Origin of the sequence: Streptomyces sp. NPDC005963 (assembly GCF_040638655.1) — a bacterium.
GTDB lineage: Bacteria > Actinomycetota > Actinomycetes > Streptomycetales > Streptomycetaceae > Streptomyces.
Map to the genome: position 1 here is coordinate 241,434 of NZ_JBEXVD010000004.1, position 23,737 is coordinate 265,170.

Below are 23,737 nucleotides of genomic sequence, written 5' to 3' on the forward strand. Positions count from 1 at the left end.
CCGCCGGATGACCTTTCGGTCTCCGGCGGCCTCGTCGTCCAGCTCCCCCAAAGCGGGCGGTACGGAGCCGGTACGCACTGGTGCCCGGGTCAGCCCTTCTTGGTGGACCCCGCATCGGCGACCGCGCCGTCGGTGCCCGCGGCGGCGGACTGCACACTGCCGGGGGCCTCGGACGGGTCGGAGCCGTCAGAGCCCTCAGCGTCCACGGCACTGTCCGCGCCATCAGTGTTCGTGGCGTTCGTGGCGTTTGTGGCGTTCTTGCCGTTCTTGGCACTCTCGGTCTGCACAGCCTGGGCGGTGTCAGCCTTGTCAGTCTTCACAGCCTTGTCGGCCTTGGGAGCCTTGTCAGCGGAAGACCCGCCGGCGGTACCGGACGTACCCCGCTCGGGCTCCACGATCTCCTCGCGGCCCGGCCGGACCCGCGCCGAGACCACGATGTACACCACGGCCAGCACGAAGACGACGATCGAGGTCCAGACGTTGAGTCGCAGGCCGAGCACCTCGTGCGCCTCGTCCACCCGCATGTACTCGATCCAGGCGCGCCCCGCGCAGTAGGCGGCGACGTACAGGGCGAAGGCCCGGCCGTGGCCCAGCTTGAACCGCCGGTCCGCCCAGACCACCAGCAGCGCGACCCCGATGCACCACAGGGACTCGTAGAGGAACGTCGGGTGGTAGAGGCCGGCCTCGCGGTTCGCGCCCTCACTGATCTTGAGCGCCCAGGGCAGGTCCGTCGGCTTTCCGTACAGCTCCTGGTTGAACCAGTTGCCCCAGCGGCCGATGGCCTGGGCGATGACGATCGCGGGCGCCATCGCGTCCGCCCAGGCGGGCAGCGGAATGCCACGACGACGGCAACCGATCCAGGCGCCGACCGCGCCGAGGGCGATGGCGCCCCAGATGCCCAGGCCGCCCTGCCAGATCTTGAAGGCATCGACCCAGTTCTCACCGTCGCTGAAATACAGCTGGTAGTCGGTGATCACGTGGTAGAGCCGTCCGCCGACCAGGCCGAAGGGCACCGCCCAGACGGCGATGTCGGCCACCGTGCCGGCTTTTCCGCCCCGGGCGATCCACCGCTTGTTGCCGTACCAGACGGCAACGAAGACGCCGAGGATGATGCAGAGCGCATAGCCGCGCAGCGGGAGGGGTCCGAGTTGGAGCACTCCGGTCGACGGGCTGGGAATGTAGGCAAGTTCCATGGCAGCTCCGACGCTACCCTGCCGCACGGCGCAGACGGCAACCCGGACGGGCAACGTCTGCATAACGAGCCGCCCGGAGGAACGGCCTCCACCGGGGTGCGGGCACGCTCACGGCACCCGGCCGGCCCGAACGGACGACAGCCAGGACGAACCGGTGAATCGGGGCAGGAGCGAACCGGTGGGTCGGGACAGGAGCGAACCGGTCGCCCCTGCCTCCGGCCGGGGCCCGCTCAGGACGCGTCGGGTGCGGGTGCAGGCCGTTCGGTCCCCCGCTCCTTGCCCTTGTTCGCCTCGGCGACCCACTTCTTCAGATTGGCGACCGAGATCTGCTGGCCGGCCTTGTCCGGGAAGATCGACTCACCATTCAGCAGGACCGTCGGCGTACCGCGGAACCCGCCGTTCACAAAGGTGTCGTTGGACTTCTTGACCCAGGAGTCGTGCTTTCCGTCCTGCACACAGCTGCGGAATCCAGGGGTGTCGAGACCCTTCACCTTGCCCGCCAACTCGATCAGCTTGTCGTTGCTGCCGAAGGCGTCGTCCGGCTCCGGCGGCTGGTTCTGGAAGAGGACGTCGTGGTACGGGACGAACGACCCCGCGTCCTGGGCGCACGCAACGGCGTTCGCCGCCCGCAGCGAGCCCGTGCCCCCCATGTTCCCGTCGATGATCGTGGCCAGGTTGTACTCGATCTTCAGCTGGCCCGACTCCTCCAGCTCATGGATGGTCTTGCGGAAGATGTTCTCGAACTGCGCACAGACCGGGCAGCGGAAGTCTTCCCAGACGGTGAGCGTGGAGGGGGCGTCGGTCGCGCCCACCGGGATCGCCAGTTGTTCCTTGCCCGCCACTCCCGAGGGGGCCAGCAGCGGCCCCGCCTGGCTGGAGCCGTCCTTCTCCTTGCCGGCGTTGGCCGCGATCACGCCGACCACGGCCGCCAGGGCGAGGATCGCGACCACGGCGGAGGACACGACGAGCACCCGCCGCCGCTTGTCACGCGCCTTCTCCCGCGCGCGTTCTTGCTGGAGCCGCTCCCGCGCGGTCCCCTTCGGTGCCTGATTCTTCTCGTTCACATCCCGCAAACGAACCGGGGAGGCACCTGCGCGCCTCCCCGGTCCCGGTTCCACCCGTACGAGCGACGACGTACGAGCGGGGTGTCCTAGCTCGCGTCCGACGCAGCGCCCGTGCGGCCCCTGCGCACTCCGGCCGCCAGTTCACCGGCCAACCCGCGCACGGCGGCAAGCCCCGCCGCGCTGTCCGGAGCATCCAGGAGCAGCTTCACGAAAGCCGACCCCACGATCACGCCGTCGGAGAAGGACGCGACCTCCGCGGCCTGCACCGCGTTGGAGACCCCCAGACCGACGCAGACGGGGAGCGAGGTGGTGGCCCGGGTGCGCTGGACCAGGTCCTGGGCCTGCGCACCCACCGATTCGCGGGTGCCCGTGACGCCCATCAGGGACGCCGCGTACACAAACCCGGAACCGGCCTCGGTGATCCGGGCGATGCGGGCGTCCTTGCTGCTCGGGGCGACGACGAAGACCGTGGCGAGTTCGTGCTTGTCCGCGTGCTCGCGCCACACGGCGGACTCCTCGACCGGCAGGTCCGGCAGGATGCACCCGGCGCCGCCCGCCTCGGCCAGTTCGCTGGTGAATCGTTCGATGCCGTAGCGGTCGATGGGGTTCCAGTAGGTCATCACGAGCACCGGCTTGCCCGTGGCGGCATGGGCCTCACGGACCGTGCGCAGCACATCGGCGATTCGGACGCCGCCGCGCAGGGCGATGTCGTCGGCGGTCTGGATGATGGGACCGTCGAGCACGGGGTCGCTGTGCGGCAACCCCACTTCCACGATGTCCGCGCCGCCGTCGAGGACGGCCTTGACGGCCTCGATCCCGCCGTCGACGGTGGGGAAACCGGCCGGGAGGTAGGCGATGAGCGCGGCCCGGTCCTCGGAGGTAGCGCGGGCGATGGTGTCCGTCAGCAGCGTTCTGTTCCCGCTCACCGGGCGGCCTCTCCTTCTTGCGATGCCTCGGAGTCGTACAGCCCGAAGTAGCGGGCGGCGGTGTCCATGTCCTTGTCGCCGCGACCGGACAGGTTGACCAGGAGCAGCCCGTCGGGGCCCAGGTCCCGGCCGACCTCCAGCGCACCGGCCAGCGCGTGGGCCGACTCGATCGCCGGGATGATCCCCTCGGTGCGGGAGAGGAGCCGCAGTGCCTCCATCGCCTGCGCGTCGGTGATCGCCCGGTACTCGGCGCGGCCGATGTCCTTGAGGTAGGAGTGCTCGGGACCGATGCCCGGGTAGTCCAGACCGGCGGAGATCGAGTAGGGCTCGGTGATCTGGCCCTCGTCGTCCTGGAGGACGTACGAGCGCGATCCGTGGAGGATGCCCGGCTCGCCCGCGGTCAGGGTGGCCGCGTGCTCGCCGGACTCCACTCCGTGACCGCCGGGCTCACAGCCCACGAGTCGTACGGACGCGTCGGGGATGAAGGCGTGGAACAGCCCGATCGCGTTGGAGCCGCCGCCGACGCAGGCGACGGCCGCGTCCGGGAGGCGGCCCGCGCGCTCCAGGATCTGACGGCGCGCTTCGACGCCGATGACCCGGTGGAAGTCGCGGACCATGGCCGGGAAGGGGTGGGGGCCTGCGACCGTGCCGAAGAGGTAGTGGGTGTGGTCGACGTTGGCGACCCAGTCACGGAACGCCTCGTTGATGGCGTCCTTGAGGGTCCTGCTGCCGGACTTGACCGGGATGACCTCGGCGCCGAGCATCCGCATCCGGGCGACGTTGAGCGCCTGGCGCTCGGTGTCGATCTCGCCCATGTAGATGGTGCAGTCCAGGCCGAACAGGGCGCAGGCGGTGGCGGTGGCGACACCGTGCTGACCTGCACCGGTCTCGGCGATGACGCGCGTCTTGCCCATGCGCCGCGTGAGCAGCGCCTGACCGAGCACGTTGTTGATCTTGTGCGAGCCGGTGTGGTTGAGGTCCTCCCGCTTGAGGAAGACCCGGGCGCCGCCCGCGTGCTCGGCGAACCGGGGGACCTCGGTCAGGGAGCTCGGGCGGCCGGTGTAGTTGACCAGGAGGTCGTCGAGTTCGGCGGAGAAGGCCGGATCGGCCTTGGCCTTGTCGTACTCGACGGCGACCTCGTCCACCGCGGCGACGAGCGCCTCGGGGATGAACTTGCCGCCGAAGGCGCCGAAGTAGCCCGCGGCGCTCGGGACCTGACCCTCGGGGTCCGGAATGAAGAAGTCAGAAGACATCCGACGTACTCCTCAGAAGGGGCGTGAGCCCCTGATGTCTGGTGTTCACAGGACACGTGTGGTGCGCGCCGGACGGCCGTTCGCCGCCGTCCGGTGCGCAAGGGGGCCGATCCCGCACGGGTCGGCCCGGGTGCTCGGCGCCGCATACGGCGGTCACCCGGTCGCGTACGCCCGCATTCGGCGTCGGCCGGCGGACCGGCTGCCCGCTGCTGCCCCGTTGTCCGAGACCCGTGCATGACCCGTGCGTCCCGGGTGGCCGCGGGGGCCGCCCCATGCGGGCGGTCACCGGCGGCCGGGGACGTCGTGGTCGGTGCGGGCAGGGGCAGCGGGTGCTCAGGGCGTTCGCCCGAGCCGTCGGTCGGACCGGGCTCGGAGCCCATACCCCGCGCGGGGTAGCCGCTCCCGGCCGGTTGACCGGGGCGGACGACCGTGTGACGGGCCCGGACGACAGGTCGAAGGACCGGCCTCAGCGGCGCGCTTCCCGGGTACGCCATCGCATCCCGTTGACCTGGCCGGGCTCGGAGCCAATGACATAGCGCACCCGGCGCCCGTGCACCCGGCGCGCCGGGGCGCGGCAGCCACGGGGGCGGCAGCCGCGGGCCAGGCGGGCGTAGGCGTCGGCGCTCAGGAGCGCCGGGCGGGTGGGTGCGCCGGTCATGGGTGGTTCAGCTCCGTCCGTGCCGCAGCGCGGGGTGAGCCCCGGCGGCGACCAGATCGGCGACCGCCGTGCGCGGGTCGCGTCCGGTGACCAGGGACTCCCCCACCAACACGGCATCGGCACCCGCATTGGCGTAGGCGATCAGGTCGTGCGGGCCGCGCACACCGGACTCGGCGATCTTGACGATATGGGCGGGGATCTCGTCCACGACCCGTTCGAAGGTGGAGCGGTCCACCTTGAGCGTCTTGAGGTTGCGTGCGTTCACCCCGATGATCCTCGCGCCCGCCTCGACGGCGCGCTCGACCTCTTCCTCGTCGTGGACCTCGACCAGCGGGGTGAGTCCGATGGACTCGGCCCGCTCGATCAACGAGACCAGGGCCTCCTGCTCCAGGGCGGCCACGATCAGCAGGACCAGATCGGCGCCGTACGCCCTGGCCTCCCAAAGCTGGTAGGCGGTGACGATGAAGTCCTTGCGCAGGACGGGGATGTCGACCCGGGCCCGTACGGCTTCCAGGTCGGCGAGGGAGCCACCGAAGCGGCGCTCCTCGGTCAGTACGGAGATGACCGCGGCGCCACCCGCCTGGTAGTCGGCCGCGAGCGCCGCGGGGTCGGCGATCGCCGCCAGTGCCCCCTTGGAAGGGCTGGAGCGCTTGACCTCGCAGATGACCTGGACGCCCTCGCCGCGCAGTGCCGCGACACCGTCCTTGGCAGCCGGAGCCTTGGCCGCACGCTCTTTGAGCTCGTCGAGGCTGACGCGCGCCTGCCGCTCCGCGAGGTCGGCGCGTACGCCTTCGATGATCTCGTCGAGCACACTCACCCGAGCGGCCCCCTTCCGGGACGTTGATGGTCAAGGATCAGCCATGTCGATGGTATCCGCAGGAGGCCCTCGGGCTCGCATCCGGGCGCCGCCTGTCCCACTGGATGGGACTCGGCACACCGGCCGACCAGTGTGGGGACCGCCCGGTTCACGGGGCCAGCACCGAGCCGAAGGGCAGATTTCGAATCACCGTGAAGATCAGCACGACCGTGCCGATCGCCCACCACCACACGGGTCGGATGGCAAACCTCACCGGCCGGTCCCGAACGGCGTGAATCAGCCATACCGTCCAGACGACCGCGAAGACCAGATAGCCGACGACGGCCACCGCATTGGCGCCCAGCGCGGCCGGGAGGTCGCCGTGGATGAAGGAGTGAGCACTGCGCAGGCCCCCGCAGCCGGGGCAGAACAGGCCCGAGATGCTGAGCAGGGGGCAGACCGGGTAGTGGCCCGGTTCATGGGGATCGACGGTGCCGACGTACGCAAAGGCCGCGGCGACGGCGGTGATCGTCCCGAGGGGGGCTGCGAGCCGCCGCACGAGCGGGACGGGCGGTCGGGGCGCGGGCCCCGGGGTGACGGGAGAGGTCATGGCGTCCACCCGCTGATTCTCTCCGGGAGCACGGCGGACGCAGCCGGACGGTGCCGGTCGCGTGCCTCGTGTCGAGGTGCGGGGAACGGTCGGACCGGGGCTATGTGGGCCCGGGCGGTCGGCCGGCCCGCCGTGGGGTGGGCGAAGGCCCTGCACACGATCCGCGCAGGGCCTTGCGTCCGGAATGCCGCGTACAGCGGACTCAGACGGCGGTGTCAGCGGTGGCGGGCTGCGCCTTGGAGCGGGCCACCTGCGTGGCGCGATCGCGGGCGGCCGTCCGGTCGGCGGACTCCTTGGGCATACCGAGCCCGGCGGCCTTCATCGCACCGCCGACGACTCCGCCGAGGGCGACGATCACGAGGCCGGCCCAGAAACCGAGGGGGTTGGCAGCGACCATGAAGACGCCGGAGACGCAGAAACCCAAGAAACCGATGGTGACGCCGGTCCAGGCGGCCGGGGTGTGTCCGTGGGCGGTGCCCGACATGAGTTGCTCCTCGTTGCTGGTGCTCTGGGGTGGGCGCCCTACGGCGCTACCGCGGTGAACTGCTGCTCTGTGGGTGAGCCGGACGCTCGCGGCCCATTGTCCCGTACGCCGTGCGCGGGCGACGCGGGGGGTCACCCGTGCGGCCGGGGATCAGGTGGGGTCCTCGCCGCGGTCGAGGGCCTTCCACAGCTCTTCCGGTCGATCGGGGTTCGCGGGGGGCGTGGCCTTTCGCGGGGACGCCTCGCGCTCGTACCGTCCCGACATGGAGGGCCAGTGCCGACCGTAGCGAAGGGCGAGCACTCCGGCGAGGAGGATCAGCACTCCCGCGCCCGTGGTCACGAACGGCCAGGCGGTGTGGGTGAGGGCGTCGATGGTGGCGGAGGCGTTGCCGCTGGTGCGGGCGGCCTCGGCGTCGAGCGCGGAACTGTCGTAGGCGCCGCGGAAGGCGGCGAGGGCCGCGCCCGCACCGCTGAGGGCGAGTACGGCCGCAACGAGCACGCGACCCGCACGGCGCACGGCGAAGACCGCGACCAGCGCGGCCAGGCCGACGACGGCGAGTGCGCTCGGCACACCGGTCACATCACCGCCCTCGGCGTCCAGCGCGAGGGTGCCGCCGCCGACCTGGGCCGTGCCCTCGGCCCACGTCTGGCCGGAGGTCAGCAACACGACGGCGGCGCCGAGGGCACCGAGCAGAAGGGCCAGGACAAGGCTGCGGCGCCCGTTGTCCGCCGTGGAGGACGAGTTGGCGGACCGGGCGCGGGGCTGGGGTACGGGGACAGCGCTCACATACCCCACTATCCCTCATGACCCGAAAGTCCGTTCAGCCGGTGGCCCCCCGGCCGTTCAGCCGGTTGGCCGTGTGCACCGCGCGCAGGACGGCAGCCGCCTTGTTGCGGCACTCCGTGTCCTCGGCGACCGGGTCCGAGTCGGCCACCACACCCGCCCCCGCCTGCACGAACGCGGTCCCATCACGCAACAGGGCGGTACGGATGGCGATGGCCGTGTCGGAGTCCCCCGCGAAGTCGAGATAGCCGACGCACCCGCCGTACAGACCGCGCCTGGACGGCTCCAACTCATCGATGATCTGCATCGCGCGGGGCTTGGGCGCCCCGGAGAGGGTGCCCGCCGGGAAGCAGGCGGTCAGGACGTCGAAGGCGGTGCTGCCCGCGGCGACCTTCCCGGTCACCGTGGACACGATGTGCATGACGTGCGAGTACCGCTCGATGGACATGAAGTCGACGACCTCGACACTGCCCGGTTCACAGACCCGGCCCAGGTCGTTGCGGCCGAGGTCCACGAGCATCAGGTGCTCGGCGCGCTCCTTGGGGTCGGCGAGCAGCTCGTCCGCGAGGGCCTGGTCCTCCTGCGGGGTGGCGCCGCGCGGGCGGGTACCGGCGATGGGGTGGACCATGGCGTGTCCGTCCTCCACCTTGACCAGGGCCTCCGGGCTGGAGCCGACGACGTCGAAGTCCTCGAACCGGATCAGATACATGTACGGGCTCGGGTTGGTGGCGCGTAGTACCCGGTAGACATCGAGCGCGCTGGCCGTACAGGGGGTCTCGAACCGCTGCGACGGCACCACCTGGAAGGCTTCACCGGCGCGGATGCGCTCCTTGATGTCCTCCACCGCGTCCTGGTAGTCCTTGCCTCCCCATTCGGCGGTGAAGGCGGGCAGTTCGGACGGCGGCAGGGCTGCGGGGGCCCAGGCGAGGGGGCGGGCGAGGTCGCGTTCCATCGCGTCGAGGCGGGCCACGGCGTCCGCGTACGCCTCGTCGACCCCGGTGGAGAGGTCGTTGTGGTTGATCGCGTTGGCAATCAGCAGGACGGTGCCGTCCCAGTGGTCGAGCACGGCCAGGTCCGAGGTGAGGAGCATGGTCAGCTCGGGCAGCTTCAGGTCGTCGCGCTCGCCGGGGCCGATCTTCTCCAGCCGTCGGACGATGTCGTAGCCGAGGTAGCCGACCATGCCGCCGGTGAAGGGGGGCATCGCGGCGGCCGGGTCGTGCGGGGTGTGCAGGGTCTCGACGGTGGCCCGCAGGGTGGCGAGGGGGTCCCCGGTCACGGGGACGCCGACCGGCGGAGTGCCGAGCCAGTGTGTGTCGCCGTCCCGTTCGGTGAGGGTGGCGGCGCTGCGGACGCCCACGAAGGAGTACCGGGACCAGGACCGCCCGTTCTCGGCGGACTCCAGGAGGAAGGTGCCGGGCCGCTCGGCGGCGAGCTTGCGGTAGAGCCCGACCGGGGTGTCGCCGTCGGCGAGGAGGCGACGGTGGACGGGGATGACGCGGCGGTCGACGGCGAGCTTGCGGAAGGTCTCCAGATCCATGGCGCCCGACCCTACTGGGCGAGCGGGAGGGTGCCCGCGTCGAAGCAGGTGCGGTCCCCGGTGTGACAGGCGGCGCCCACCTGGTCGACCTTGACCAGGATCGTGTCCGCATCGCAGTCCAGGGCGACGGACTTCACGTGCTGGACGTGACCCGAGGTGTCGCCCTTGACCCAGTACTCGCGGCGGCTGCGGGACCAGTAGGTGCACCGGCCCGTGGTGAGGGTGCGGTGCAGGGCCTCGTCGTCCATCCAGCCGAGCATCAGCACCTCGCCGGTGTCGTACTGCTGGGCGATAGCGGGCACCAGTCCGTCCGCCCCGCGCTTGAGGCGAGCGGCGATGGCGGGATCGAGGGGGCTGGCGGGAACACTGCTGGTCATGCGGTCCATTGTGCCGGGTGTCGGGGGTGTGGCGGGAGGGCGTCCACTGGGCGGACCCGGCGCGGTCACCGTACGCTGGCGGGCATGTCGACCCATGCGAAGCGTGAACGACTCCTCCTGGCGGATCTCTTGGAGTCCGCGGGCCCCGATGCCGCGACCCTCTGCGGGGACTGGCGGACCCGGGACCTGGCGGCCCATGTGGTGGTGCGGGAGCGACGGGCCGATGCGGCGGGCGGAATCCTGCTGGGCGCCCTCAAGCCGCGTCTTGACCGGGTGCAGGCGGAGTTCGCCGAGAAGCCGTACGAGGAGCTGATCCAGCTGATCCGTACGGGGCCGCCGCGGATGTCGCCGTATGCGATCAAGCAGGTGGACGAGGCGGCGAACACCGTCGAGTTCTTCGTCCACGCGGAGGACGTGCGACGGGCCCAGCCGGACTGGACCCCACGGCCCCTGGACCGCGTCTTCGAGGACGCGCTGTGGGCACGGCTGGAGCGAGCGGCGAAGGTCCTGGGGCGCAAGGCTCCGCAGGGCCTGGTGCTGCGCCGTCTCGATGGCCAGACGGCGGTTGCCCGTCGGGGCACGCCGGTGGTCACGGTGACCGGCGAGCCCGGGGAGCTGACGCTCTTCGCGTTCGGTCGCCAGGAGGTGGCGCAGGTGGACCTGGAGGGCGAGAAGGATGCGGTGGAGCGCGTCCGTACCGCCCCGCTGGGGCTGCCCGGGGCCTGACGGGCAGTCGTGGCAGGCAGTCGTGGCGGGCATCGACAGGCCGCATGAGTCGGCCGATGTGCGTCGCCCCCGCCGTCGCTGCCCGTCCTCGCACCCGCCGTACGCCGACCGATGAGAACGGGGCGGCCAGCCGTCGAGCCCCCGGCGCTACCGGTCTACCAGCGGACCGGTAGCCGCCGCACTCCCCTGATCAACATGCCGGCCATCCAGGGCAGGCTCGCCTCATCGGCGTCGAGTGTCAGGTCGGGACAGCGCTCCAGCAGGGTGCGCAGCGCGATGCGGCCCTCCAGCCGGGCCAGCGGGGCGCCGAGGCAGTAGTGGAGTCCGTGGCCGAAGGCGATGTGGCCGCGGGCGTCACGGCGGATGTCGAAGCGGTCGGGGTCCTTGAAGCGGGCCGGGTCGCGGTCCGCGTCCGCCATGGCGATCAGGACCGGTGAGCCCGCGGGGATGGTCACCCCGCCCATCTCCACGTCCTCCAGGGCGAGCCGTGCCGTGCAGTTCTCCACCGGACCGTCGTAGCGCAACATCTCCTCGATCGCCCCGTCAAGGAGGCCGAAGTCGGCTCGCAGGTCGGCGAGTTGATCGGGATGGCGGAAGAGCGCCCGCAGGCCGTTCCCGATCAGGTTGACCGTCGTCTCATGGCCGGCGATCAGCAGCAGCACCGACATGCCGATGAGTTCGGCGGGCGAGAGCCGGTCGCCGCCCTCGTCCACGGCGTGGATCATGCCGCTGAGGAGGTCCTCGCCCGGTCGCTCCCGCTTGGCCCCGATCAGTTCACCGAGGTAGGCGGTGGTCTCGGTGTAGGCGAGGCCCTCTGCCTCGGCGCCCGAGGGCGCGACCATCTCGTTGGACCAGGCGCGGAACGCATCACGATCCAGCTCGGGTACGCCGAGCAGTTCGCAGATGACCGTCATCGGCAGTGGGAAGGCGAAGGCGGCGACCAGATCGGCCCGCCGTGTCTCGTTCGCGAGCATTGCGTCCAGCAGCTCATCGGTCACCTGCTGCACGCGGGGCGCGAGGGCTGCGACCCGTCCGGGGGTGAACTCCCGGGCGACGAGCCGTCGGAGGCGGGTGTGGTGGGGCGGGTCCGACATGAGCATATGGGCGAGGGCGGACTCGTCCCCGCCGGTGTTGATGATCGAGCTGATGTCGCCGGAGCGCAGCCAGTCACGGCTCAGCCTGGGGTCGTTGAAGGCCGTTCTGCTCGCCTCGTGGCCGACGACGAGCCACTTCTCCTCACCGTCGGGGTCGCGCACCCGGTGGACGGGGCCTTCGGCTCGCAGCCGGGCGTAGACCGGGTAGGGGTCGCGGACGAAGTCGGGGCTGAGGCGTAAGAGATCGACGACGGGCCGGGTCGACATGGTGTGCTCCCTGATGAACCGTGGGGAAGTACACGCACGTTAACCCGGCCCGAGGTCCGGACGGATGCCCATTTTCAGCCGCTGTGATCAGCGCACGACGTGCCCTGAGCTTCGGAGCGCCTCCTTGACTTCGGAGATCCTGAGGTCGCCGAAGTGGAAGACGGAGGCCGCGAGCACGGCATCGGCACCGGCGTCGATCGCCGGCGCGAAGTCCTCCAGCCGGCCGGCGCCGCCGCTGGCGATCACGGGCACGGTCACATGGGTGCGCACCGCCGCGATCATCTCGGTGTCGTAGCCGTCCTTGGTGCCGTCCGCGTCCATCGAGTTGAGGAGGATCTCCCCCGCGCCGAGTTCGGCGGCCCGGTGGGCCCACTCCACGGCGTCGATGCCGGTGCCCCGGCGACCGCCGTGGGTGGTGACCTCGAACGAGCCCGACGGTGTGCGGCGGGCGTCGACCGACAGCACCAGCACCTGGCGGCCGAAGCGCTCGGCGATCTCACGGATGAGCTCGGGGCGGGCGATCGCGGCGGTGTTGACGCCGACCTTGTCCGCGCCCGCGCGCAGCAGTTTGTCCACGTCGTCGGGGGATCGCACGCCTCCGCCGACGGTGAGCGGGATGAAGACCTGCTCGGCGGTGCGGCGCACCACGTCGTAGGTGGTCTCCCGGTTGCCCGACGAGGCGGTGATATCGAGGAAGGTGAGTTCGTCGGCGCCTTCGGCGTCGTACAGCTTCGCCATCTCGACGGGGTCGCCCGCATCGCGCAGGTTCTGGAAGTTGACGCCCTTGACGACGCGTCCGTTGTCGACGTCGAGACAGGGGATGACCCTCACGGCCAGCGTCATGCGTTCTCGCCCGCCTCTCGGTTCGGTGTGCGGTACGCCTCGATCTCCACCTCGACGACCAGGCGTGGGTCGACGAGGCCCGCGACGATGACCATGGTGGCCACCGGGCGCACGGCGTCGAACAGTTCCTTGTGGGCCCGTCCGACCTCGTCCACGTCCCGGGCGTGGGTGATGAACATCCTGGTCCGGACGACGTCCTGCGGTCCGAGACCGAGTTGCGCCAGGGCGTCGAAGGCGGCCCGGAAGGAGTTGACGGTCTGCTCGTGGGGCGTTCCGTCGGCGATCGCGCCGTCCACGACGGACGTGCAGCCGGCGACGAGGACGAGCCCGCCCGGCAGTTCGACGGCGCGCGAGTAGCCGAACTCCTCCTCCCAGGGCGCTCCCGTGGTGATCCGCCGCAGTTCGCTCACTCGGACACCGCCGCGAGCGCCTCCTCCAGCGTGAACGCCTTCGCGTACAGCGCCTTGCCCACGATCGCGCCTTCGACGCCTTCGGGGACCAGGGAGGAGATGGCGCGCAGGTCGTCCAGTGAGGAGACACCGCCGGACGCGACGACGGGCCGGTCCGTCTTGGCGCAGACGTTGCGCAGGAGGTCCAGGTTGGGGCCCTGGAGGGTGCCGTCCTTGGCGATGTCGGTGACGACGTAGCGGGCGCAGCCTTCGGCGTCGAGCCGGGCGAGGGTCTCGTAGAGGTCTCCGCCGTCGCGGGTCCAGCCACGGCCGCGCAGGGTGGTGCCGCGGACGTCGAGACCCACCGCGATCTTGTCCCCGTGCTCGGCGATGATCTTGGCGACCCATGCGGGGGTCTCCAGGGCTGCGGTGCCGAGGTTGACCCGGGTGCAGCCGGTGGCGAGTGCGGCGGCGAGCGAGGCGTCATCGCGGATGCCGCCGGACAGCTCGACCTTGATGTCCATGGCGGCGGTCACCTCGGCGATCAGCTCCCGGTTGTCGCCGGTGCCGAACGCGGCGTCGAGGTCCACCAGGTGCAGCCACTCGGCGCCCGCGCGCTGCCAGGCGAGGGCCGCCTCCAGCGGCGAGCCGTACGACGTCTCCGTACCGGACTCGCCGTGTACGAGGCGGACGGCCTGGCCGTCACGGACGTCAACTGCGGGCAGGAGTTCAAGCTTCGGCATTACAGCGTCTCAATCCAGTTGGTCAACAGCTGGGCCCCGGCGTCGCCGGACTTCTCGGGGTGGAACTGGGTCGCCCACAGCGCACCGTTCTCCACGGCGGCGACGAAGCGTTCGCCGTGGGTCGCCCAGGTGACCTGGGGTGCGCGGATGGCGGGGTTGGTGATCTCCAGCTCCCAGTCGTGCACGGCGTAGGAGTGCACGAAGTAGAAACGGGCGTCCGCGTCGAGCCCGGCGAAGAGCCGGCTGTCCGGTGCCGCGTCGACGGTGTTCCAGCCCATGTGGGGGACGACGGGCGCCTTCAGCGGGCCGACCGTGCCGGGCCACTCGTCGAGCCCTTCGCTCTCCACGCCGTGCTCGATGCCGCGGGCGAAGAGGATCTGCATGCCGACGCAGATGCCCATCACGGGACGGCCGCCGGAGAGCCTGCGGCCGACGATCCACTCACCGCGTGCGGCGCGCAGCCCGTCCATGCAGGCGGAGAACGCGCCCACGCCGGGGACCAGGAGCCCGTCGGCGTTCATGGCGGTGTCGAAGTCGCGGGTGATCTCCACGTCGGCGCCGACCCGGGCGAGCGCACGCTCAGCGGAGCGGACATTGCCGAAGCCGTAGTCGAAGACGACGACCTTCCTGGGCTTCCTCCCGGCGCTCATGACCACACGTCCAGTCGCAGCACGCCCGCGAGCAGACACATGAACGAGCCGATGCCGAGGAGCACGATCACTCCGCGCGGCAGCCCCTGCTTCTGGAAGGAGTACATGCCGCCGAGGAGGAAGAGGCCGACGACGATCAGGATGGTCGACAGGCCGGTCACAGGGCGCCCTTCGTGGAGGGGAGGATGCCGGCGGCGCGCGGGTCCCGTTCACTTGCGTAGCGCAAGGCCCGGGCGAGCGCCTTGAACTGGCACTCGACGATGTGGTGGGCGTTGCGGCCGTACGGGACGTGGATGTGCAGCGCGATCTGGGCCTGGGCGACGAAGGACTCGAAGATGTGGCGCGTCATCGTCGTGTCGTAGGCGCCGATCATCGGGGCGATGTTCTCCGGCTCCGTGTGCACCAGGTAGGGGCGTCCGGAGAGGTCGACCGTGACCTGTGCGAGGGACTCGTCCAGCGGGACGGTGCAGTTGCCGAAGCGGTAGATGCCGACCTTGTCGCCGAGGGCCTGCTTGAAGGCGGCGCCCAGCGCGAGGGCGGTGTCCTCGATGGTGTGGTGGGTGTCGATGTGGAGGTCGCCCTCGGTCTTCACGGTGAGGTCGAAGAGACCGTGCCGGCCGAGTTGGTCGAGCATGTGGTCGTAGAAACCGACCCCGGTCGACACATCGACCTGCCCGGTGCCGTCGAGGTCGATCTCGACGACGACGGAGGTCTCCTTCGTGGTCCTTTCGACCCGTCCTACGCGGCTCATGCGCTCTGCTCCTTCATCAACTCACGGACCGCGTCGAGGAACGCGTCGTTCTCAGCCGGGGTGCCGGCGGTGACCCGCAGCCATCCCGGCACTCCGTTGTCCCGGACCAGCACTCCGTGGTCGAGGATCTTCCGCCATGCCGTGTGGGCGTCGGCGAACCGTCCGAACTGCACGAAGTTGGCGTCCGATTCGGTCACCTCGAAGCCGATGGCACGAAGCTCGGTGACCAGGCGGTCCCGCTCGGTCTTCAGCTGTTCGACGTACCCCAACAGCGTATCGGTGTGCTCCAGCGCAGCGAGCGCGGTGGCCTGGGTGACGGCCGACAGGTGGTACGGCAGCCGCACCAGCTGTACGGCGTCGACCACGGCGGGGTCGGCGGCGAGATAGCCGAGTCGCAGGCCGGCCGCACCGAACGCCTTGGACATGGTCCGGGAGACCACCAGGTTCGGTCGGCCCTCGATCAGCGACAGCAGCGAGGGGCGGTGGCTGAACTCGACGTACGCCTCGTCGACGACCACCAGGGAGGGCTTCGCGGCCTGGGCCGCCTCATACAGCGCCAGCACCGTGTCCCGCTCGACCGCGGTTCCGGTGGGGTTGTTGGGCGAGGTGATGAAGACGACGTCCGGGCGCCGCTCGGCGATGGCGCGCTTGGCCGCGGCGAGGTCGATGGTGAAGTCGTCGTTGCGGGGCCCGCTGATCCAGTCGGTGCCGGTGCCGCGGGAGATCAGCCCGTGCATCGAGTACGAGGGCTCGAAGCCGATCGCGGTGCGCCCGGGGCCGCCGAAGGTCTGGAGCAGTTGCTGGATGACCTCGTTGGAGCCGTTGGCCGCCCAGACGCCTTCCGGGCCGACCGGGTGCCCGGTGGTCCGGGTGAGGTAGGCGGCGAGCTGGGTGCGCAGCTCGACGGCGTCCCGGTCGGGGTAGCGGTTGAGGGAGCGCGCCGCCTGCCGGACCCGCTCGGCGATGCGCTCCACGAGGGCTTCGGGCAGCGGATAGGGGTTCTCGTTGGTGTTCAGCTGGACGGGGACGTCGAGCTGGGGGGCGCCGTAGGCGGTCTTTCCGCGCAGCTCGTCGCGGATGGGCAGATCGTCGATGCTCACGCGCTCCGTACCTTCTCCGTCTGTCTGTCCGCCCTGGGCGGGGGTGCCGCCGCGTGCGGAGGTGTCACTGCTCACGGCCCGGGACCTTCCAACCGAAGCGGGCCTTCACGGCGGCGCCGTGGGCGGGCAGGTCCTCGGCCTCAGCGAGTGTGACCACATGGTGGGTGACGTCTGCGAGGGCGTCACGGCTGTAGTCCACGATGTGGATGCCGCGCAGGAAGGACTGGACGGAGAGACCGGAGGAGTGGCAGGCGCAGCCCCCGGTGGGCAGGACGTGGTTGGAGCCGGCGCAGTAGTCGCCCAGCGAGACGGGCGACCAGGGCCCGACGAAGATCGCTCCGGCGTTGCGCACCCGGGCGGCGACCTCGGCGGCGTCGGCGGTCTGGATCTCCAGGTGCTCGGCCCCGTAGGCGTCGACGACCCGCAGGCCCTCGGCCACGCCGTCGACGAGGACGATCGCGGACTGCCGGCCGGTGAGGGCGGGCACGATCCGGTCCTCGACGTGTCGGGTGGCCGCGATCTGCGGTTCCAACTCCTTGTCGACCGCGTCCGCGAGTTCCACCGAGTCGGTGACCAGGACCGCGGCGGCCAGCGGGTCGTGCTCGGCCTGGCTGATCAGGTCGGCGGCGACGTGGACGGGGTCGGCGGTGGCGTCGGCGAGGACCGCGATCTCGGTCGGGCCGGCCTCGGTGTCGATGCCGATCCGGCCGGTGAAGTAGCGCTTGGCCGCGGCGACCCAGATGTTGCCGGGGCCGGTGACCATGTTCGCGGGCGCACAGCCGTCGGGGCCGTCCGTGCCGTACGCGAACATCGCGACGGCCTGGGCTCCGCCCACCGCGTACACCTCGTCCACGCCCAGCAGTGCGCAGGCGGCCAGGATCGTCGGGTGCGGTAGGCCGCCGTGCTCCTTCTGCGGCGGCGAGGCCAGGGCGATGGAGGTCACGCCCGCCTCCTGGGCGGGAACGGCGTTCATGATCACGGAGGAGGGGTAGACGGAACGACCACCGGGCGCGTACAGCCCGACGCGCTCCACCGGAACCCACTTCTCGGTCACGGTGCCGCCGGGGACGACCTGGGTGGTGTGCTCGGTCCTGCGCTGGGCGCGGTGGACGATCCTGGCGCGCCGGATCGACTCCTCCAGCGCGGCCCTGACCTCGGGATCGAGCCCTTCCAGGGCCTCGGCGATGGCGCGGGCGGGCACCCGGACGCGCTCCAGCGCGACCCCGTCGAACTTCTCCGCGTACTCGATCAACGCCGCCGTGCCGCGATGGCGCACGTCCTCGCAGATGGGCCGCACCTTCTCCAGGGCGGCTTCCACGTCGAACTCGGCACGGGGCAGCAGGTCGCGCAGTGCGGCGCCCTCGGGGAGGGCATCGCCGCGCAGATCGATTCGGGAGATCACAGGGTCAATTCTCGCAGACCCGATTCGGCTGCTGTTTCCCGTATCACTGGCTGATACGCGACCCGGACCACCCACGAGTGATCGATGACCACTAGCGTTCACTCCGTCACACAGCGGGAAGAACGGCAGTACGGGCCCGGTGCCCGGCTGGCCGGAGCGCACCCCGCACCGGTGTCCGCGCATGCGACGGGGAACGCGCACACCTTCACGGAATCGAAGAGGGGGCGGTAGTGACCGAGCCGCTGGACGAAGGCTGCCCGGACGGGCTCACCCTGACCGAGCAGCGCATGTGGAACGCGTTCCGCAGCGGCAGCACCTATGACCTCAGCGACCCCGACCCGTTGCTGAACGATCCGTTCTCCCCGCGACCCTGGGGCCCCGAGCGCAGTGTCCGCGCCACGATCGTGGCGCGTCTGCTGCTGAGCGGCCCCACCCCGCACCCCGGCCGGGTCGCCGCCCTCAAACTGCGGGGCGTCCTGATCACCGGCACGCTCAAGCTCGCGGGCGGCAGCGTCGCACCCTACGTCGAACTGAACGGCTGCCGCTTCGAGAGCGAGATCTGGCTGCCCGAGGCCCACTTCACCACCGTACGGATGGTGGGCTGCGCCATTCCGCGACTGGAGGCCGCACGGCTGCGCACCGAAGGCGATCTGCATCTGCCGCGCTGCCGGGTCGAACACGGCATCCGGCTCACGGACGCACAGATCGGGACGGACCTGCTGATCAACCAGATCCACGTACGCCCCGACCGCAGGGGCAGGGCGATCACGGCGGACGGGCTCTCGGTGGCGCAGGACCTGCAAGCGGAACTGATCGAGACGTACGGGGAGTTCAGTCTGCGCGGTGCGAAGGTGGGCGTGTCGCTCAGTCTGCGGGGCAGCCGACTGCGGGCCGCGGGCGAGCGCCGGGCGCTGAACGCGCCGCAGATCAGCGTGGAGCGGACGCTCTACATGACGGGCGCCTGGGTGAGCGAGTCCACCGGCCGGCAGGGCGCCACTCCCCCCTTCGGCATCGGGCGCGGCGGGGAGTCGGGCCAGGGCACCACCCGGCTCCAGCCCTTCCAGTGCTACGGCGGCGTCCGGCTGGACGACGGGCGCTTCGGGGACGCGGTGGACCTCCATCGGGCCCGGTTCACCCTCAGCCCGCGCGAGGAGCTCTCCCTCCGTCGGATCGTCACCCCGGAACTACGCTTCAACGCCGCCCGCCCCGAGGAGGGCCGTGTCGTCCTCAACGGGGCGAAGGTGGTGACCCTGGTGGACCTGGCGGCGAGTTGGCCCGGCCCGGGAGGACTCGCCATGGGCGGATTCGTCTACGAGAACCTGGTGCCGTACGAGGAGTTCCCGCTCAGCAGACGTCTGGAGTGGGTGGCATCGGCAACGCCCGAGTACTCGCCGGAGCCGTACGAACGTCTCGCGACCGTGCTGCGCAACAGCGGGGAGGACGCCGACGCCCGGGAAGTCCTGCTGGCCAAGCAGCGCCGGCGCCGCGAGACCCTGCCACTGGCGGCGAAGCTGTGGGGCTACCTCCAGGACTGGACCGTCGCCTACGGCTACCGCCCGGGGCGCGCCGCCCTGTGGATGGCGGTGCTCTGGGCTGCGGGCGCACTGGCCTTCGCCCAGGTGGAGCCCGATCCGTTCAAGCCCGGGGAGCATCCACACTGGAACGCTCCCCTGTACGCCCTGGACCTGCTGATCCCGGTGATCAACCTGGGGCAGGACGGTTACTGGCGACTCGACGGGCGCTGGCAGTGGGCGGCGGCCGTGCTGGTGTTGCTGGGGTGGATATTGGCCACGACGGTGGCGGCGGGGGCGTCGAGGCTGTTGCGCCGGGGGTGACCTCCGTCCCGGTGGCGCGCGCCGGGGCACGGGGTGCGGTTGCGACCCGAGACCAGTCACCCGGTCGCATTCTTTGCGCTCTCTTGACTTCTTGGAGGACAACCTTCCCGGCCGCTACCAAAGCTTCACAGGGGCCCTCTGGCGTCGCCTCCGACCTGCGGTTTTCAATGGCCGGACCATGTCTTTGCTTCGCGCCCTGGTGCGCACCGCGCGGATGATCAGGCACACGTCACGGCTCGGGGTCGTGGACGGCGGGCTGCCCGCCGATGACACCGTGCTCCTCGATGCGCCCGACGAGCTCATCGGGCCCGCGCTTGTGGCGGCGGCCGTCGGGGAGTACCGACCGGCGGCCTCGCTCCTGGCCGCCACCAGGTCGGCGGCCGAGTGGGAGAACCGCGACCGCTACGTCATGCGGCTCGCCACCTTCGCCTCCTCCCGCGGCGACTGGCTGTCCGCCTGGCTCGCGGCGGCGCCCCACGACCCCGACGCACTGGTCGTCAAGGCCGAACTGGCGGTCCGCAGGGCGTGGGACTCCCCGGCCCGTTCGGAGCGGCTCCGCGAGATCGGCCCACTGATCGCCGCGGCTGCCGACCGGTGCGCCGGCGACCCGGTGCCCTGGCGCATCGCACTGGACCACGCGCGCGGCACCCATGTCGGACACGCGCGCTTCGAGGCGCTCTGGGAACAGGCGGTCCGGCGGTCCTCGCACCACTACGGCTGTCATGTCGCCGCCCTGCGCTACCTCTCGGCCCAGTGGTACGGATCACACCGCGAGTGCTTCGACTTCGCCGAGCAGGCGGCGGCGGACGCACTGCCCGGCTCCCTCGTCCAGGCCCTGCCGGTGCGGGCGGCCTTCGCCTGGCTGGAGAGCGGCGACGGCTCACCGCTGGCACAGGACCGGACCGACGCGGCGGCGGACCTCGCGATCGCGCTCTCGGCCGGCTATCCCCCGGGCGACCCCTGGCCGGCGGAGGTCCGCAACCTCACGGCGTACGTACTGGTGCGACGGGGGCGCTGGCAGGACGCCCTGGAACAGTTCCGGCTCATCGGACCGCACGCCACCTCTTTCCCGTGGAGCCGGGTGTCCGACGACCCGTTGGGGCAGTTCCTGGACACCCGCGACGGCGTACGGATCGAGGTCGCGTCGATGACGCCGCTGCGGACCTGCCTCGGCGAGCGCACGGACCATTAGGGTTGGCCAGTGTGACCACCGCACGTCTGCCGCTCTTCCCGCTCAACTCGGTCGTGTTCCCTGGCCTCGTTCTTCCGTTGAACGTCTTCGAGGAGCGCTACCGCGCCATGATGCGCGAGCTGCTCAAGATCGATGATTCCGAACCGCGCCGCTTCGCCGTGGTCGCCATTCGCGACGGCCACGAGGTGGCCCCGACCTCGCCCGGAATGCCCGACCAGACCGCCGTACCGGAGCGCGGCCCCGCCGCCGGCTTCGGTGACGATCCCCTCAAGGTGTTCCACACCATGGGGTGCATCGTGGACGCGGCGACCATCCGGGAGCGCGAGGACGGCGGCTTCGAAGTCCTCGCCACCGCCACCACCCGGGTCGCCCTGCGCTCGGTCGACGCCAGCGGGCCCTTCCTGCTGGCGGAGGTGGAAGAGCTCGGGGAGGTGGCAGGAGAGGGCGCGGGCGCACTCGCCGAAGGGGTGCTGCGGGCCTTCCTCAAGTACCAGAAGCAACTGGCAGGAGCCCGCGAGCGATCGCTGACGGGCAACGGCGACCTGCCGGACGACCCCACCGTCGTCTCCTACCTCGTCGCGGCCAAGGCACTGCTCGATACCCCCGCGAAGCAGCGGCTGCTCGAAGCACCGGACGCCGCGGCACGCCTGCGCGAGGAGTTGAAGCTCCTCCGCTCGGAGACCGCCGTCATCCGACACCTCCCGTCGCTGCCAGCGGCCGACCTCACCAGGCTGCCGACCAGCCTGAACTGAACAGGAACACCACCTCGATGGCGAAGAAGGCCAAGAAGACGGGCGGCACCCCCGCCACGGTCGCGCTGACGGCCGCGGGTGCGGAGTTCGCCGTACACGCCTACGAACACGATCCGGCAGCCGCCTCCTACGGGGAGGAGGCGGCACAGGCCATGGGGGTCTCCCCCGACCGGGTCTTCAAGACGCTGGTGGCCGAGGTCGACGGCGAACTGACGGTGGCCGTCGTACCGGTGGCCGGTCAGCTGGACCTCAAGGCGCTGGCGGCTGCGGTGGGCGGCAAGCGGGCGGCCATGGCCGATCCGGCCGCGGCGGAACGCACCACCGGATACGTCAGGGGCGGGATCTCGCCACTGGGCCAGCGCAAACGGCTGCGCACGGTGTTGGACGCCTCCGCGTCCTCACATGCGACGATCTGTGTCTCGGCGGGACGCAGGGGCCTTGAGGTGGAGCTGTCCCCGGCGGCGCTCGCGGAGCTGACGTCGGCGGTGGTGGCCCCGATCGGTCGCGGCTAGGGTCTTTCTTTTGGATCAGGCTGGATCAGGGAGCGGGGTCTGGTGCCGTGGATCGCAAGACGGAGGAATGAATCACTGCGGTGGGGGCACCTCCCGTGCCGCCAGGCACAGGGGGCCATTGGTGATTGACGACAACGCGGCGTGGGGGTACCTCCCGTGCCGCTAGGCACAGGGGGAGCGCGGTGCCAGGGCACGCGACCCCAGCAAGATCCGAAAGAAGGGCCCTAGGGGCCCCGCGGGGAGCTCAGTCGGGCAGCGGCTCCGGGTCACGGGGGCCGAACAGTGACGTCAGCAGCAGGTGCACCACCATCGCGGCCACCGGCCACGCCAGGAGCGCACCCTTCGCGTTCAGCTCCAGCGGAGCGTCGAACACCACCCCCGCACCCACGGCCTTGGCGTGGGCGACCACGTCCTCCGTCGGCCCGAACCAGGTGCCGACTCCCCAGGCCACGAATGCGCCCAGAAGCCCGCCGAGGGCCAGCGCCACCACCAGGGCGATCCCGCCGCGACGGCGGAACACGAACACGCCCACGGCGCTCAGCGCACCGAACGCCAACCCCAGGAGCGCGAACGTACCGTCCGCGCCGACCGCCTCCTCACCCTCGGAGTCCCTCAGGAAGACGGCCTTGCCGTCGGAGATGAGCGGCACGCTGGGGGCCAGCGCCAACCACAGCAGCCCGAGCCCGACACCGAGCACGGCCACGGCGAAGAACACGATCACCGCATCCCGGATGTCGTCCCGCACCACCGCCGCCTCGTGCGGACCCGTGTCCCCGTCGTTCGGCGGAGCCTGCCAGGGGTTGTCGCCCTGCCCCCCCGAAGCGGACGGTCGGTGCGGTGGGTGCGGCGGAGTCAGCGGTGCGGTCACCCGGCCATCGTGCCAGGCATGGCGCGGGGGCGCCTCATCGGACCGGTTGCCCGACGGCTCCCGGGCAGCGGCGGGCGCGGCACCTCTGCGCGATCGTGGGGCCCGGTGCTTCAGCGGACCGCAGCCCGCCGGTAGGCCCAGGTCGCCACGGTCAGCGAGACCACGCCCACCATGGCGCAGATCGCCAGGTAGAACCCGACGGCGGCCCAGTCGGGATTCGGCCCGAAGGTCATGGCCAGCGCCTCGACTCCGTACGTGGAGGGCAGCAGGTCACGTGCGTACGAGATCGGCTCCGGCATCCGGTCCGGGGGCAGCACGCCCAGCAGCAGCGCTGCGGACATGCCCAGTTGCCCGAGGAGGGTGGCCAGTTCCTGGCGGGGCGCGAGCAGGCCGAGTGCCGCTCCCAGTCCGGCGAGTGCGGCGCCGGCCAACGGGATCACGGCGAGGAGGACCCAGAGATGGGTCATGGGCAGCGAGAACAGGACACTGCCGGCGACGGCGGTGACGATGGTGCCCGGGACGGTGAAGGAGGCGTAGGCGCCGGCGGCGCCCAGCACCACGGCCGCGGGAGGCACCGGCAGGGTGGCGTAGTGGTCGAGGCCGCCGGTGGCCCGCAACTGTCCGAAGTACTGGGCGAGGAGGTTGAGCGCCACGAAGGCGACGACCAGGACCGAGGAGCCGGCGACCACGGCCCGTGCCTCGTCCCCGCCCTCCACGACGCCCCGCATCAAGACCATGATCCCGATGGATTGGAAGGTCGCCACGAACAGCAGCGGGATGCGGGCGACCCGGGCCCGGGACAACTGCGCGGTGTAGACCGCCCCGAGCGCCGGCAGCAGCCGCGCCCGGGGGGCGAGCGGGGCCGGGGCGATCGCGGGCGTACCGCGTCCCCTGACCCGCGTCTGTCCCGACACCGCTTCCATGGGCACGAT

At 71.2% G+C, this 23,737-nt stretch carries 27 protein-coding genes; 5 read left to right on the top strand and 22 right to left on the bottom strand.

Annotation, left to right across the window (positions count from 1 at the left end):
* Positions 1-89 precede the first annotated feature (89 nt).
* The 11 genes from lgt to hisI all read right to left on the bottom strand — a co-directional run bounded on the left by lgt (position 90) and on the right by hisI (position 9,690).
* On the bottom strand, positions 90-1,193 hold the full coding sequence (lgt, locus tag ABZ348_RS08915) for a prolipoprotein diacylglyceryl transferase (protein ID WP_358930826.1): 1,104 nt from the start codon (positions 1,191-1,193) through the stop codon (positions 90-92).
* A 230-nt stretch (positions 1,194-1,423) separates the two neighbouring features.
* Positions 1,424-2,257 (bottom strand): thioredoxin domain-containing protein, encoded by an 834-nt coding sequence (locus ABZ348_RS08920; protein ID WP_358930828.1) that lies wholly within the window; start codon positions 2,255-2,257, stop codon positions 1,424-1,426.
* Positions 2,258-2,343: 86 nt separating this feature from the next.
* Positions 2,344-3,183, bottom strand: a complete 840-nt coding sequence (gene trpA, locus ABZ348_RS08925; protein ID WP_358930830.1) for a tryptophan synthase subunit alpha — start codon at positions 3,181-3,183, stop codon at positions 2,344-2,346.
* The gene (trpB, locus tag ABZ348_RS08930; RefSeq protein ID WP_358930832.1) at positions 3,180-4,436 is read right to left on the bottom strand and encodes a tryptophan synthase subunit beta; all 1,257 of its coding nucleotides are present in this window, start codon (positions 4,434-4,436) and stop codon (positions 3,180-3,182) included. Before trpB ends, trpA begins: the two co-directional genes overlap by 4 nt.
* A 466-nt stretch (positions 4,437-4,902) precedes the next feature.
* Positions 4,903-5,094 carry a hypothetical protein gene (locus ABZ348_RS08935; protein WP_358930834.1) on the bottom strand — a complete coding sequence of 64 codons (192 nt, stop codon included), beginning with the start codon at positions 5,092-5,094 and terminating at the stop codon, positions 4,903-4,905.
* 7 nt (positions 5,095-5,101) lie between these two features.
* The gene (trpC, locus tag ABZ348_RS08940; RefSeq protein WP_358877741.1) at positions 5,102-5,911 is read right to left on the bottom strand and encodes an indole-3-glycerol phosphate synthase TrpC; all 810 of its coding nucleotides are present in this window, start codon (positions 5,909-5,911) and stop codon (positions 5,102-5,104) included.
* Positions 5,912-6,059: 148 nt separating this feature from the next.
* On the bottom strand, positions 6,060-6,500 hold the full coding sequence (locus ABZ348_RS08945) for a DUF2752 domain-containing protein (protein ID WP_358930836.1): 441 nt from the start codon (positions 6,498-6,500) through the stop codon (positions 6,060-6,062).
* A gap of 202 nt (positions 6,501-6,702) precedes the next feature.
* Complete coding sequence (locus ABZ348_RS08950; protein ID WP_358930838.1) at positions 6,703-6,984, bottom strand: HGxxPAAW family protein; 282 nt, start codon at positions 6,982-6,984, stop codon at positions 6,703-6,705.
* 150 nt (positions 6,985-7,134) lie between these two features.
* Positions 7,135-7,779: a TIGR02234 family membrane protein gene (locus ABZ348_RS08955; protein WP_358930840.1), complete on the bottom strand. Its 645-nt coding sequence runs from the start codon at positions 7,777-7,779 to the stop codon at positions 7,135-7,137.
* A 25-nt stretch (positions 7,780-7,804) separates the two neighbouring features.
* Positions 7,805-9,304 (bottom strand): anthranilate synthase component I, encoded by a 1,500-nt coding sequence (locus tag ABZ348_RS08960; protein ID WP_358930842.1) that lies wholly within the window; start codon positions 9,302-9,304, stop codon positions 7,805-7,807.
* Between the two features lie 11 nt (positions 9,305-9,315).
* Positions 9,316-9,690: a phosphoribosyl-AMP cyclohydrolase gene (hisI, locus tag ABZ348_RS08965; RefSeq protein WP_358930844.1), complete on the bottom strand. Its 375-nt coding sequence runs from the start codon at positions 9,688-9,690 to the stop codon at positions 9,316-9,318.
* A 75-nt stretch (positions 9,691-9,765) separates the two neighbouring features.
* On the opposite strand from hisI, the gene ABZ348_RS08970 reads away from it, so the two are divergent.
* Entirely contained in the window at positions 9,766-10,407 is a 642-nt protein-coding gene (locus tag ABZ348_RS08970) for a TIGR03085 family metal-binding protein (RefSeq protein ID WP_358930846.1), read from the top strand.
* Positions 10,408-10,562: 155 nt separating this feature from the next.
* On the opposite strand, the gene ABZ348_RS08975 is transcribed toward ABZ348_RS08970, so the two are convergent.
* The 9 genes from ABZ348_RS08975 to hisD form a co-directional block, all read right to left on the bottom strand.
* Entirely contained in the window at positions 10,563-11,768 is a 1,206-nt protein-coding gene (locus ABZ348_RS08975; RefSeq protein WP_358930848.1) for a cytochrome P450, read from the bottom strand.
* Between the two features lie 87 nt (positions 11,769-11,855).
* Positions 11,856-12,611 (bottom strand): imidazole glycerol phosphate synthase subunit HisF, encoded by a 756-nt coding sequence (gene hisF / locus ABZ348_RS08980; protein ID WP_358930850.1) that lies wholly within the window; start codon positions 12,609-12,611, stop codon positions 11,856-11,858.
* Positions 12,608-13,021, bottom strand: a complete 414-nt coding sequence (locus ABZ348_RS08985; protein WP_358930852.1) for a RidA family protein — start codon at positions 13,019-13,021, stop codon at positions 12,608-12,610. Before ABZ348_RS08985 ends, hisF begins: the two co-directional genes overlap by 4 nt.
* The gene (priA, locus tag ABZ348_RS08990) at positions 13,018-13,743 is read right to left on the bottom strand and encodes a bifunctional 1-(5-phosphoribosyl)-5-((5-phosphoribosylamino)methylideneamino)imidazole-4-carboxamide isomerase/phosphoribosylanthranilate isomerase PriA (protein WP_358930854.1); all 726 of its coding nucleotides are present in this window, start codon (positions 13,741-13,743) and stop codon (positions 13,018-13,020) included. The genes ABZ348_RS08985 and priA overlap by 4 nt, the downstream gene beginning before the upstream one ends.
* Entirely contained in the window at positions 13,743-14,393 is a 651-nt protein-coding gene (gene hisH / locus ABZ348_RS08995; RefSeq protein WP_358930856.1) for an imidazole glycerol phosphate synthase subunit HisH, read from the bottom strand. Before hisH ends, priA begins: the two co-directional genes overlap by 1 nt.
* Complete coding sequence (locus ABZ348_RS09000) at positions 14,390-14,554, bottom strand: hypothetical protein (RefSeq protein ID WP_358930857.1); 165 nt, start codon at positions 14,552-14,554, stop codon at positions 14,390-14,392. Before ABZ348_RS09000 ends, hisH begins: the two co-directional genes overlap by 4 nt.
* The gene (gene hisB / locus ABZ348_RS09005; protein ID WP_358930859.1) at positions 14,551-15,144 is read right to left on the bottom strand and encodes an imidazoleglycerol-phosphate dehydratase HisB; all 594 of its coding nucleotides are present in this window, start codon (positions 15,142-15,144) and stop codon (positions 14,551-14,553) included. Before hisB ends, ABZ348_RS09000 begins: the two co-directional genes overlap by 4 nt.
* Positions 15,141-16,244, bottom strand: coding sequence for a histidinol-phosphate transaminase (locus ABZ348_RS09010; RefSeq protein WP_358931069.1), 1,104 nt, complete (start codon positions 16,242-16,244; stop codon positions 15,141-15,143). The genes hisB and ABZ348_RS09010 overlap by 4 nt, the downstream gene beginning before the upstream one ends.
* 64 nt (positions 16,245-16,308) lie before the next feature.
* Complete coding sequence (gene hisD, locus ABZ348_RS09015) at positions 16,309-17,646, bottom strand: histidinol dehydrogenase (RefSeq protein ID WP_358930861.1); 1,338 nt, start codon at positions 17,644-17,646, stop codon at positions 16,309-16,311.
* Between the two features lie 230 nt (positions 17,647-17,876).
* On the opposite strand from hisD, the gene ABZ348_RS09020 reads away from it, so the two are divergent.
* The 4 genes from ABZ348_RS09020 (at position 17,877) to ybaK (ending at position 21,937) form a co-directional block, all read left to right on the top strand.
* The gene (locus ABZ348_RS09020) at positions 17,877-19,481 is read left to right on the top strand and encodes an oxidoreductase (RefSeq protein WP_358930863.1); all 1,605 of its coding nucleotides are present in this window, start codon (positions 17,877-17,879) and stop codon (positions 19,479-19,481) included.
* 178 nt (positions 19,482-19,659) lie between these two features.
* Positions 19,660-20,673, top strand: coding sequence for a hypothetical protein (locus ABZ348_RS09025; protein ID WP_358930865.1), 1,014 nt, complete (start codon positions 19,660-19,662; stop codon positions 20,671-20,673).
* 11 nt (positions 20,674-20,684) lie between these two features.
* Positions 20,685-21,425: an LON peptidase substrate-binding domain-containing protein gene (locus ABZ348_RS09030; protein ID WP_358930867.1), complete on the top strand. Its 741-nt coding sequence runs from the start codon at positions 20,685-20,687 to the stop codon at positions 21,423-21,425.
* 17 nt (positions 21,426-21,442) lie between these two features.
* Positions 21,443-21,937, top strand: coding sequence for a Cys-tRNA(Pro) deacylase (ybaK, locus tag ABZ348_RS09035; protein ID WP_358930869.1), 495 nt, complete (start codon positions 21,443-21,445; stop codon positions 21,935-21,937).
* 244 nt (positions 21,938-22,181) lie between these two features.
* Here ybaK and ABZ348_RS09040 read toward each other — a convergent pair whose 3' ends face one another.
* Entirely contained in the window at positions 22,182-22,805 is a 624-nt protein-coding gene (locus tag ABZ348_RS09040; protein WP_358930871.1) for a DUF2567 domain-containing protein, read from the bottom strand.
* Positions 22,806-22,915: 110 nt separating this feature from the next.
* The gene (locus tag ABZ348_RS09045; protein ID WP_358931071.1) at positions 22,916-23,728 is read right to left on the bottom strand and encodes an ABC transporter permease; all 813 of its coding nucleotides are present in this window, start codon (positions 23,726-23,728) and stop codon (positions 22,916-22,918) included.
* Positions 23,729-23,737 lie beyond the last annotated feature (9 nt).

What these genes read in the sequence shown, in the direction of transcription:
- lgt (WP_358930826.1), bottom strand. Translation starts at nt 1,193, where the DNA reads ATGGAACTTGCCTACATTCCCAGCCCGTCGACCGGAGTGCTCCAACTC.
- trpB (WP_358930832.1), bottom strand. Translation starts at nt 4,436, where the DNA reads ATGTCTTCTGACTTCTTCATTCCGGACCCCGAGGGTCAGGTCCCGAGC.
- ABZ348_RS08935 (WP_358930834.1), bottom strand. Translation starts at nt 5,094, where the DNA reads ATGACCGGCGCACCCACCCGCCCGGCGCTCCTGAGCGCCGACGCCTAC.
- ABZ348_RS08945 (WP_358930836.1), bottom strand. Translation starts at nt 6,500, where the DNA reads ATGACCTCTCCCGTCACCCCGGGGCCCGCGCCCCGACCGCCCGTCCCG.
- ABZ348_RS08950 (WP_358930838.1), bottom strand. Translation starts at nt 6,984, where the DNA reads ATGTCGGGCACCGCCCACGGACACACCCCGGCCGCCTGGACCGGCGTC.
- ABZ348_RS08960 (WP_358930842.1), bottom strand. Translation starts at nt 9,304, where the DNA reads ATGGATCTGGAGACCTTCCGCAAGCTCGCCGTCGACCGCCGCGTCATC.
- hisI (WP_358930844.1), bottom strand. Translation starts at nt 9,690, where the DNA reads ATGGACCGCATGACCAGCAGTGTTCCCGCCAGCCCCCTCGATCCCGCC.
- ABZ348_RS08970 (WP_358930846.1), top strand. Translation starts at nt 9,766, where the DNA reads ATGTCGACCCATGCGAAGCGTGAACGACTCCTCCTGGCGGATCTCTTG.
- ABZ348_RS08975 (WP_358930848.1), bottom strand. Translation starts at nt 11,768, where the DNA reads ATGTCGACCCGGCCCGTCGTCGATCTCTTACGCCTCAGCCCCGACTTC.
- hisF (WP_358930850.1), bottom strand. Translation starts at nt 12,611, where the DNA reads ATGACGCTGGCCGTGAGGGTCATCCCCTGTCTCGACGTCGACAACGGA.
- priA (WP_358930854.1), bottom strand. Translation starts at nt 13,743, where the DNA reads ATGCCGAAGCTTGAACTCCTGCCCGCAGTTGACGTCCGTGACGGCCAG.
- hisH (WP_358930856.1), bottom strand. Translation starts at nt 14,393, where the DNA reads ATGAGCGCCGGGAGGAAGCCCAGGAAGGTCGTCGTCTTCGACTACGGC.
- hisB (WP_358930859.1), bottom strand. Translation starts at nt 15,144, where the DNA reads ATGAGCCGCGTAGGACGGGTCGAAAGGACCACGAAGGAGACCTCCGTC.
- ABZ348_RS09025 (WP_358930865.1), top strand. Translation starts at nt 19,660, where the DNA reads ATGTCTTTGCTTCGCGCCCTGGTGCGCACCGCGCGGATGATCAGGCAC.
- ybaK (WP_358930869.1), top strand. Translation starts at nt 21,443, where the DNA reads ATGGCGAAGAAGGCCAAGAAGACGGGCGGCACCCCCGCCACGGTCGCG.
- ABZ348_RS09045 (WP_358931071.1), bottom strand. Translation starts at nt 23,728, where the DNA reads ATGGAAGCGGTGTCGGGACAGACGCGGGTCAGGGGACGCGGTACGCCC.